The organism is Saccharomonospora iraqiensis subsp. paurometabolica YIM 90007, assembly GCF_000231035.2.
In the GTDB taxonomy this organism is placed as follows: Bacteria; Actinomycetota; Actinomycetes; order Mycobacteriales; family Pseudonocardiaceae; genus Saccharomonospora; species Saccharomonospora paurometabolica.
Genome location: NZ_KI912258.1, coordinates 329,203 through 338,190, shown reverse-complemented (window position 1 = coordinate 338,190; position 8,988 = coordinate 329,203). Strand labels below are relative to the sequence as shown.

Below are 8,988 nucleotides of genomic sequence, written 5' to 3'. Positions count from 1 at the left end.
ACTGCGCGCGGCCCTGCGGCACACCGGCGGCACGGACGGGACCGTACCCGGCGCGGACGACGAGGACGACGAGGACGACGGTGCCGCCGGTGCCGGGCCCGCGGACGCGGAGCGGCCGCACGTCCGTGAGCGCGACCTCCTCGACGCAGTGGACGCGATCCGGCCGATCTCGCTGTCCACGACGGACACCCTGGCCACGGGCGGGCTGACCCTCGACGACGTCGGCGACATGCGGGAGGTGAAACGGTCACTGACGGAAACGTTGCTGTGGCCCCTGCGCTATCCCGACTCGTTCGCGCGGCTGGGGGTCACCCCCGCCCGCGGCGTGTTGCTCCACGGGCCGCCGGGCGGCGGCAAGACCTTCCTGGTGCGGGCGTTGGCGGGCACGGGGGCACTGAACGTCTTCTCGGTCAAGGGCGCCGAACTGATGGACAAGTGGGTGGGCGAGTCCGAGCGCGCCGTGCGCGAGTTGTTCCGCAGGGCGGCGGAGGCCGCCCCGTCGATGATCTTCCTCGACGAGGTGGACGCACTCGCGCCGCGACGGGGGCAGTCCGGTGACTCAGGGGTGGCCGACCGGGTGGTGGCGGCACTGCTCACCGAGCTGGACGGGGTGGAACCACTGCGCGACGTCGTCGTCGTGGGGGCGACCAACCGGCCGGAGCTGGTGGACCCGGCACTGCTGCGCCCCGGCCGGTTGGAGCGGTCGTTGTCCGTACCGCCGCCGGACGCCGAGGCCCGCACCGAGATTCTGCGGGCGAGCGCCCGGAACACGCCGCTGGCCCCGGACGTCGACCTGCCCGCGCTGGCCGCGGAACTGGAGGGCTGTTCGGCGGCCGACTGCGCGGCACTGGTCCGGGAGGCGGCCCTGGTCGCGCTGCGGGAGTCGCTGGAGGCGACCGAGGTCACCGCGGCACACCTGACGGTCGCGCGGGAGGTGGTGCGGCCCTCCCTCGACGCGGAGCAGCTCGCCGCACCGGCCGCCTACACCGGGTCCCGCTGATCCCCGGGCCGACGCGACGTCCGGGGACGGACCTCACTTCGGGTCGACGGGGCCGTCGTAGTCCCTGGTCACAATGACGACGAGGCCGGGGCTGGCGTCGGAGATGCCGTCGAAGCGGGGTTCGACCCGCAGATCGAAGTCCTCGCCCAGGGCGTGTGCGAGTCGTTCCTCGTCGGTGCCGGGACGGAAGTACACGGTGCTGTTCGGGATGATCCCGTCCGAGTAATTGGCGACCTCGACGACGTTCCAGCCCCGCGCTCGCAGGTCGTCGCCCGCGTCGGTGGCGAGACCGGAGATGTCGCTGTTGTTGTACACCCGCACGGCGGTCTCCTCGACCGAGGCCTGCCGGTCGTCGCCGCGGTCGCCGTCGGTGCCGTCCCCGTCGGCGTCGCCGTCCTCGGCACCGGTCTTGTCCCCGCCCGTGTCCCGGCCGGGCTCGCCCCCGTCGGCGCCGTCGTCCCCGGAGGCACCGTCGTCCCCGGAGGCACCGTCGTCGGAGTCGGGGCCGTTCTCACCGCGCCCGGGGTCGTCGGGGGTGTCACCGTGGTCGCCCCCGCCCGCGCCCGGATCCGGTTCGGCACTCCCGGTGGCCGCGGTGTCCGCGGGATCCCCTCCGGTCACCACCGAGACCCCGCCGAGCGCCGTCGCCACCACGGCGACCGCGATCAGCCCCAGTCCCGCGGCCCGCATCGGCCTGGACACTCCGTCGAAGAGGCTCATGGCAGTTCAATCCCCAACCGCCGTGCCGCGCGGGTGCGCTGCCGGGACGCACGCACCTTCCGAAGCCGCTTGACCAGCATCGGGTCCGCACGCATGGCTTCCTGCTTGTCGATGAGCTTGTTCAGGATCTGGTAGTACCGGGTCGGCGAGACACCGAACCGGTCCCGGATCGCCTGTTCCTTGGCGCCCGCGTACCGCCACCACTGGTGCTCGAAGGCGAGAATGTCGACCTCGCGCTCGGACAGGCCGTCCGCGGACCCCGCCCGCGGGGGCTCGGTCTGCGCGGGCTCTGCCTGCGCAGACCCTGCCTGCGCAGACCCTGCCTGCGTGGACCCGGCCTGTGCGGGCCCGGTCTGCGGGGGCGGCCGCTCGTCCGGGGCCGTCGACTCCGCGGCGGCGTCCATCTGGCTCCTCGTCGGCTCGGGCACATCGGTATCCCGCGCGATCGTCGCGCACCGTCATTAGATCACGCCGGAAGGCCGAAAGCCCGGAGCATGCCCGGCGCGTCCGGGTGGTGACTCTCGCCTAGGATGACCCACCGTGACGATCCACCCCATCCGCATCGCGGGAGACCCGGTCCTGCACACGCGCACCCGCGAGGTCGAGACGTTCGACGCCGACCTCGCCACGCTCGTCGACGACATGTTCGAGACGATGTACGCGGCGGAGGGTGTCGGCCTCGCGGCCAACCAGATCGGCGTCGACCTGCGGCTGTTCGTCTACGACTGCCCGGACGACGAGGGTGTGCGGCACAAGGGACTGGTGGTCAACCCCCGGCTGGAGACCAGCGAGATCCCGGAGACCATGCCGGACCCGGACGACGACTGGGAGGGCTGCCTGTCGGTTCCGGGCGAGTCCTACCCGACCGGGCGGGCCTCCCGGGCGAAGGTCACCGGCTGTGACGTCGAGGGCACCCCGATCGAGGTGGAGGGCACCGGCTACTTCGCGCGCTGCCTCCAGCACGAGACCGACCACCTCGACGGCTATCTCTACCTGGACCGGCTCATCGGCCGCCACTCCCGGGCCGCGAAAAAGATGCTCAAATCGAACAAGTGGGGCGTCCCGGGCAACTCCTGGCTCCCACCCGCCCCCTGACCACCCCCTCACCCTCCGTAGTTGCCGTGAAGGGCACATTCGCTGCGTGTGACGCAGTGAATGTGCCCCTCGCTGCGTGCAACGCAGGGAAGGTGCCCTTCACGACAAAACCCCGCGCCGTGACCCGGGTGGCGGGTTGTCGGTGGGGGTGGGGCGTGGCTAGGGTCGCTCGGGTAGGAAGACAACAGCACATCGCGGGAGCTCGCGCCCTGGCGGGCTGAGAGGGCGGCTGGTGTCCGATTCGACCGGACCCGGCGCCGCCGACCGCACGAACCTGACCGGGTAATGCCGGCGTAGGGAGTGGATTCGTCGTGACGACGCTGAACAACAGCGCCACCGCAGAGCACAACGGCACCGGTGACGGCACTGGTGACGGCGCTGCCGGACCGGGGGTCACCACCGGACCGATCACCGGCTCACGCAAGATCTACCACTCGACCGCCTCGGGGCTGCGCGTCCCGGCGCGGCGTATCGACCTCTCCAACGGGGAGCACTTCGACGTCTACGACACCTCGGGGCCCTACACCGACCCCGAAGCCACCATCGACGTCCACACCGGACTGGACCGCACGCGGACGGCGTGGCACGAGGACCGGGAGCACGACACCCAACTCGGCCGGGCGAAGGCCGGGGTGATCACCCCGGAGATGGAGTTCGTCGCCGCACGCGAGCGCGTCGATCCGGAGTTCGTCCGCGCGGAGGTGGCGCGCGGGCGTGCGGTGATCCCCGCCAACCGCTGCCACCCCGAATCCGAACCGATGATCATCGGGAAGAACTTCCTGGTGAAGGTCAACGCCAACATGGGCAACTCGGCCGTGTGGTCGTCGGTCGAGCAGGAGGTGGACAAGCTGGTGTGGGCGACCCGCTGGGGCGCCGACACCGTGATGGATCTGTCCACCGGCAGCAACATCCACGCCACCCGCGAGCGGATCCTGCGCAACTCCCCCGTTCCGGTCGGTACCGTCCCGATCTACCAGGCGCTGGAGAAGGTAGGGGGCGAGCCGGAGAAGCTGTCCTGGGAGGTCTACCGGGACACCGTCGTCGAGCAGTGCGAGCAGGGCGTCGACTACATGACCGTGCACGCGGGCGTGCTGCTGCGCTACGTCCCGCTGACGGCCGAGCGGGTCACCGGGATCGTCTCCCGCGGCGGCTCGATCATGGCCGCGTGGTGCCTGGCCCACCACCGGGAGTCGTTCCTGTACACGCACTTCTCCGAACTGTGCGAGATCCTGCGCGCCTACGACGTCACCTTCTCCCTCGGGGACGGGCTGCGGCCGGGGTCGATCGCCGACGCCAACGACCGGGCCCAGTTCGCCGAGCTGGAGACCCTCGGCGAGCTCACCCACCTCGCGCGCGAGCACGACGTGCAGGTGATGATCGAGGGCCCCGGCCACGTGCCGATGCACAAGATCAAGAAGAACGTCGAGTTGGAGGAACAGCTCTGCGGCGAGGCGCCGTTCTACACCCTCGGTCCACTCGCGACGGACATCGCCCCCGCCTACGACCACATCACCTCGGCGATCGGTGCGGCGCAGATCGGCTGGTACGGCACCGCGATGCTGTGCTACGTCACCCCGAAGGAGCACCTGGGCCTGCCGAACCGGGACGACGTGAAGACCGGCGTGATCAGCTACAAGATCGCCGCGCACAGTGCCGACCTCGCCAAGGAGCACCCGTACGCGCAGGAGTGGGACGACGCCGTGTCCCGGGCGCGGTTCGAGTTCCGCTGGCACGACCAGTTCAACCTCTCCCTCGACCCGGACACCGCACGGGCGTTCCACGACGAGACCCTGCCCGCCGAACCCGCCAAGACCGCACACTTCTGCTCGATGTGCGGGCCGAAGTTCTGCTCGATGCGCATCACGCACGACGTCCGCCGCTACGCCGAGGAGCACGGATTGTCCAGTGTGGATGCGATCGAGGCCGGGATGCGGGACAAGGCGCGGGAGTTCGGCGAACGCGGTAACCAGGTCTACCTACCGGTGGTCGAGCCGTGACCCGGACGGGGAGGAACCCGGAAACCCCGAGGACCGCGCTGACCGTCGCCGGGTCGGACTCCGGCGGCGGGGCGGGCATCCAGGCGGACCTGCGTACCTTCTTCGCCTGCGGGGTCCACGGGATGACCGCGGTCACCGCGGTCACCGTGCAGAACTCACTCGGGGTGGACGGCTTCACGGAGATCCCGCCGGACGTCGTGACCGCGCAGATGCGCACCGTGGCCGGGGACATGGGTGTCGACGCGGCGAAGACCGGCATGCTCGCCTCGGCCGACATCATCCGCACGGTCGCGGCCACGGCCGACGCCCTCGGCATCGGGCGTGGACCGGGGCGCACCCCGCTCGTCGTCGACCCGGTGGCCGCGTCCATGCACGGGGATCCCCTCCTGCGGGACGAGGCGCTGGAGGCGATCCGCACCGAGCTGTTTCCCCGCGCCACGCTGGTCACCCCGAACCTGGACGAGGTCCGGCTGCTGACCGGCGTCCGGGTGACCGACGCCGACAGCAGGCGCGCCGCCGCCGACGCCCTGCTGGAGCTGGGGCCGCGGTGGGTCCTGGTGAAGGGCGGACATCTGGCCGACGGCCCGCGCTGTGTGGACCTTCTCGCGGACGGCACCGACTACGTCGACCTCGAAGGCCCGCGGTACGAGACCGAGCACACCCACGGCGGTGGGGACACGCTCGCCTCGGCGGTCACGGCCCACCTCGCGCGGGGCCTGGACGTGCCCGACGCCGTGGCGAAAGGCAAGCGGTTCATCGAACGCTGCGTCGCCGAGGCGTATCCGCTGGGCGCCGGGGTCGGGCCGGTGTCCCCGTTCTGGCGGCTGGCGCCGGAGGAGTGAGCCGGGCGGGGCCGTGGGCCACCTCCGCGGGACCGGGCGGGTGTGGGTGAGACTGGGGGGATGAGCGACAAGCAGCCTCCCGCGGCGTTGACCATCGCCGGGTCCGACTCCGGGGGCGCCGCCGGTCTGGAGGCGGACCTGCGGACGTTCCTCACGTGTGGTGTCCACGGCCTCGTCGCCGTCACGGCCGTGACGGTGCAGAACACCCTCGGCGTGCACGACCGTTCCGACGTCCCGGCCCGGGTCGTGGCCGGGCAGATCGAGGCGGTCGCCGCCGACATGGGGCTCCAGGCGGCCAAGACCGGGATGCTCGCCTCCGCCGAGATCATCCACGCGGTCGCGGCGGCGTGCGACCGGGCGGGCATCGGGGGCACCGACGGCATCCCGTTCGTGGTCGACCCCGTGGCGGCCTCCATGCACGGGCACCCGCTGTTCGACGACGCCGGACTGACGGCGCTGCGCGACGAACTGCTCCCCCGTGCCACGGCGGTCACGCCGAACCTGGACGAGGTCCGGCTGCTCACCGGGATGGAAGTCACCCGCCGCGAGCACATGCCCGACGCCGCACTGGCGCTGCGGGAGCTCGGCCCGCGCTACGTCCTGGTCAAGGGCGGGCACCTCGCCGACGACCCGGAGTGTGTGGACCTGCTGTACGACGGCGAGACGTTCACCGAGCTGCCGGGCCCCCGGTTGGACACCCCGCACACCCACGGCGCGGGGGACGCGATGGCGTCGGCGTTCACCGCCGGTCTTGCCCGTGGCGAAAGCGTGCCGGACGCGGCCCGGCTGGCGAAGTGGTACGTGATCAACGCGGTGCGGAACTCGTACCCGATGGGCGCGAAGGTGGGCCCCGTGTCGGCGTTCTGGCGTGTCGCCGACGAGGACGCCCAGCGCTGATCCGCCGGCACACGGCGACGGATCACCGGGCTGCGGTGGCGACTCGCGGGCCTTAGGTGTCAACTCGCGGGCGCGGAGTGGCGACTCGCGGGCCTTAGGTGTCAACTCGCGGGCGCGGAGTGGCGACTCGGGGGCCTGGGGTGGCGACTCGCGCGGGGGTGGGGTCAGACGTCGTCGTCGGCGAGGAGGGCTTCCAGGGCGGGGACGGCGGCGGCGAGGGCGTCGCGGTGTTCCGGGGTGAGCCGGTCGATCCGCCTGCTCAGCTCGTTGATGCGGGTGGCGGTGACACCGGAGAGCAGGCTCTGCCCCGCGTCGGTGACCGTGACCAGCCACGCCCTGCGGTCCACCGGGTCCGACTCCCGCCGCACGTAGCCCTGTTCGGCCAGGGCGGAGACGATGCGGGACATGGTCGCCGCCGCGACGCCCTCCTTGGCGGCCAGATCACCCAGCCGGAGCCGCCCGCACGCGGCCAGCGTCGCCAACGCCGAGATCGCCCCGTGCCCGGGTCCGGGCGCGCCCGCCTGACGCAACGACCGGGACAGCCTGCCGATCGTGAGGAACAGCCTGCCGGGAACGTCCTGTGCCGACGTGCTCACTTCTCGAAGGCTCCTTCGGTCCACGTGCTCTCCCGCTCCCGCGCACCCGGCTACGCACCGGATGTCCGGACGTGCGGGTCACTTTACGTGGTCGGGCGGCCGCCGCGTCCGCGCTCCCCACATTCCCGCTCCCCACATTCCCGTTCCCCACGTGCCGCCCGCACACCCCCGTGCGACGGGGGTGTCAGCGGGGCGGGCTCGACGCCTGGGCCCAGAACCGGCGCGGGATGCGCCCCGCCTCGCGCGCGAGACGTCCCGCGGTGACCGCCGCGGCCATCGCCCGCGCCATGCGTTCCGGCGCCTGTGCCCTGGTCACCGCCGTGGACAGCAACACGGCCTCGCACCCGAGCTCCATGGCCAGGGCGGCGTCGGAGGCGGTCCCGACACCGGCGTCCAGGATGATCGGCACCCCGGCCCGGGACACGATCAGTTCGAGGTTGTGCGGGTTGCGGATGCCCAGCCCCGTCCCGATCGGCGAGCCCAACGGCATCACCGCCGCGCACCCGGCCTCCTCCAGCCGCAGTGCCAGCACCGGGTCGTCATTGGTGTAGGCCAGCACCGTGAAGCCGTCGGCGACGAGCTGTTCGGCCGCCTCCAGGGTCTCCACCGGGTCCGGCAACAGGGTCCGGTCGTCCGCGTGCACCTCAAGCTTCACCAGGTCGGTGTCCAGCGCCTCCCGCGCCAGCCGGGCGGTGAGGACGGCCTCGGCAGCGGTGCGGCAGCCCGCCGTGTTCGGCAGCACCGCGATGCCGAGCCGCCGCAGCAGGTCGAGCACGCCGGAGCCGCCCTCCGTGTCGGCCCGGCGCAGGGCGACGGTGGTCAGTCCGGTCCCGGAGGCCACGAGGGCCCGCTGGAGGACGTCGAGGTTGCCCGCGCCCCCCGTGCCGAGGATCAGCCGGGAGTCGAGCTTGTGGTCGCCGAGGACCAGCGGTTCCTCGGGGGTGGTCGTGTCGGCGGACGTCATCGTGCTGTGCTCAGCCTCCCTGCACCGCGGTCATGATCTCCATGCGCGCGCCGTCGCGCACGACGACGTCGCTCCAGCGCCCCCGCTGCACGACCTCCCCGTCGAGCGCCACGGCGATTCCCTTCGCGTCACCCCACGCGGCCGCGAGCACGTCGGCGACGGTGCTGCCGTCCGGCACGCGCCGGGTGTCCCCGTTGACGTGCACATCCATCACAGCGACTCCTCACTGTCGGTCCGGTCCGGGTGCGCGCCCGCCACGCCCCTCGGTGGCGCGGCGCCGGCGAGCCAGGCGAGCACGGCCTCCGCGGTGACGGGGGCCTGCAGCAGCCCGTTGCGGTGGTGTCCGGCCGCCGCGTACACACCGTCGTCGAGGAGCCCGAGGTAGGGCAGGTTGTCGGCGCTGCCGGCACGCAGCCCGGCCGTGGTCTCGGTGAGGGTGTACTCGGCGAGCGCCGGGAACACCCGCTCGGCCGCGTCCAGCAGCTCCCGCACCCCGCGCGCCGTCACGTCGGTGTCGAAGCCCGCCTCGTACTGGGTCGCGCCGAGCACGAGCTCGCCGTCGGCGCGGGGCACCAGGTAGACCGGTCTGCCCTCGACCGTGGCCCGCACGGTGTGCCGGGGCGGCGGCAGGCTCGTTCGCCGCGGCCGCAGCCGCAGGATCTCACCCTTGAGCGGGCGCACCCGGTCGGCCAGCGCCGGATGCAGCCGCGCGCTGTGCGCCCCGGCGGCCAGCACCACCGCGTCGGCGCCGACCGTCCGCGCGGAGGTGGACACCCGTTTCCCGTCCAGGTCGGTGACGGCCTCGGGGACGAACTCCGCACCGTGCCCGGCCGCGGCGGTGCGCAGCGCGTCCAGCAACCTGCGGTTGTCCACGGCG

At 72.6% G+C, this 8,988-nt stretch carries 11 protein-coding genes; 5 read left to right on the top strand and 6 right to left on the bottom strand.

All coding sequences use genetic code 11. The features are described from left to right. The coding region (locus SACPADRAFT_RS29040; RefSeq protein ID WP_198048364.1) for an ATP-binding protein at positions 1-1,000 on the top strand (1,000 nt) is incomplete at its 5' end. Positions 1,001-1,033: 33 nt separating this feature from the next. Here SACPADRAFT_RS29040 and SACPADRAFT_RS0220785 read toward each other — a convergent pair. Further along, entirely contained in the window at positions 1,034-1,720 is a 687-nt protein-coding gene (locus SACPADRAFT_RS0220785; RefSeq protein WP_007025324.1) for a LytR C-terminal domain-containing protein, read from the bottom strand. Beyond that, the gene (locus SACPADRAFT_RS34545; RefSeq protein ID WP_007025325.1) at positions 1,717-2,124 is read right to left on the bottom strand and encodes a DUF3263 domain-containing protein; all 408 of its coding nucleotides are present in this window, start codon (positions 2,122-2,124) and stop codon (positions 1,717-1,719) included. Before SACPADRAFT_RS34545 ends, SACPADRAFT_RS0220785 begins: the two co-directional genes overlap by 4 nt. Positions 2,125-2,260: 136 nt before the next feature. On the opposite strand from SACPADRAFT_RS34545, the gene SACPADRAFT_RS0220775 reads away from it, so the two are divergent. From SACPADRAFT_RS0220775 to thiD (SACPADRAFT_RS0220760), 4 genes are all read left to right on the top strand, one after another. Continuing rightward, positions 2,261-2,815, top strand: a complete 555-nt coding sequence (locus SACPADRAFT_RS0220775; RefSeq protein ID WP_007025326.1) for a peptide deformylase — start codon at positions 2,261-2,263, stop codon at positions 2,813-2,815. A gap of 311 nt (positions 2,816-3,126) precedes the next feature. Further along, entirely contained in the window at positions 3,127-4,812 is a 1,686-nt protein-coding gene (thiC, locus tag SACPADRAFT_RS0220770; RefSeq protein ID WP_007025327.1) for a phosphomethylpyrimidine synthase ThiC, read from the top strand. Further along, on the top strand, positions 4,809-5,654 hold the full coding sequence (thiD, locus tag SACPADRAFT_RS0220765) for a bifunctional hydroxymethylpyrimidine kinase/phosphomethylpyrimidine kinase (RefSeq protein ID WP_007025328.1): 846 nt from the start codon (positions 4,809-4,811) through the stop codon (positions 5,652-5,654). Before thiC ends, thiD (SACPADRAFT_RS0220765) begins: the two co-directional genes overlap by 4 nt. 60 nt (positions 5,655-5,714) lie before the next feature. Further along, positions 5,715-6,551: a bifunctional hydroxymethylpyrimidine kinase/phosphomethylpyrimidine kinase gene (thiD, locus tag SACPADRAFT_RS0220760; RefSeq protein ID WP_007025329.1), complete on the top strand. Its 837-nt coding sequence runs from the start codon at positions 5,715-5,717 to the stop codon at positions 6,549-6,551. Between the two features lie 164 nt (positions 6,552-6,715). Here the strand turns inward: thiD (SACPADRAFT_RS0220760) and SACPADRAFT_RS0220755 are convergent, their stop codons facing one another. The 4 genes from SACPADRAFT_RS0220755 to SACPADRAFT_RS29035 form a co-directional block, all read right to left on the bottom strand. Continuing rightward, complete coding sequence (locus SACPADRAFT_RS0220755) at positions 6,716-7,147, bottom strand: MarR family winged helix-turn-helix transcriptional regulator (protein ID WP_007025330.1); 432 nt, start codon at positions 7,145-7,147, stop codon at positions 6,716-6,718. A gap of 184 nt (positions 7,148-7,331) precedes the next feature. Beyond that, positions 7,332-8,111, bottom strand: coding sequence for a thiazole synthase (thiG, locus tag SACPADRAFT_RS0220750; RefSeq protein ID WP_007025331.1), 780 nt, complete (start codon positions 8,109-8,111; stop codon positions 7,332-7,334). Positions 8,112-8,121: 10 nt separating this feature from the next. Continuing rightward, positions 8,122-8,322, bottom strand: coding sequence for a sulfur carrier protein ThiS (gene thiS / locus SACPADRAFT_RS0220745; protein ID WP_007025332.1), 201 nt, complete (start codon positions 8,320-8,322; stop codon positions 8,122-8,124). Further along, on the bottom strand, positions 8,322-8,988 hold a 667-nt coding region (locus SACPADRAFT_RS29035), incomplete at its 5' end, for an FAD-dependent oxidoreductase (protein WP_007025333.1). The genes thiS and SACPADRAFT_RS29035, both read right to left, overlap by 1 nt.

Excerpts from the sequence above, each read along its gene's own strand:
- SACPADRAFT_RS0220785 (WP_007025324.1), bottom strand. The coding sequence starts at position 1,720 with ATGAGCCTCTTCGACGGAGTGTCCAGGCCGATGCGGGCCGCGGGACTG.
- SACPADRAFT_RS34545 (WP_007025325.1), bottom strand. The coding sequence starts at position 2,124 with ATGGACGCCGCCGCGGAGTCGACGGCCCCGGACGAGCGGCCGCCCCCG.
- thiD (WP_007025329.1), top strand. The coding sequence starts at position 5,715 with ATGAGCGACAAGCAGCCTCCCGCGGCGTTGACCATCGCCGGGTCCGAC.
- thiG (WP_007025331.1), bottom strand. The coding sequence starts at position 8,111 with ATGACGTCCGCCGACACGACCACCCCCGAGGAACCGCTGGTCCTCGGC.
- thiS (WP_007025332.1), bottom strand. The coding sequence starts at position 8,322 with ATGGATGTGCACGTCAACGGGGACACCCGGCGCGTGCCGGACGGCAGC.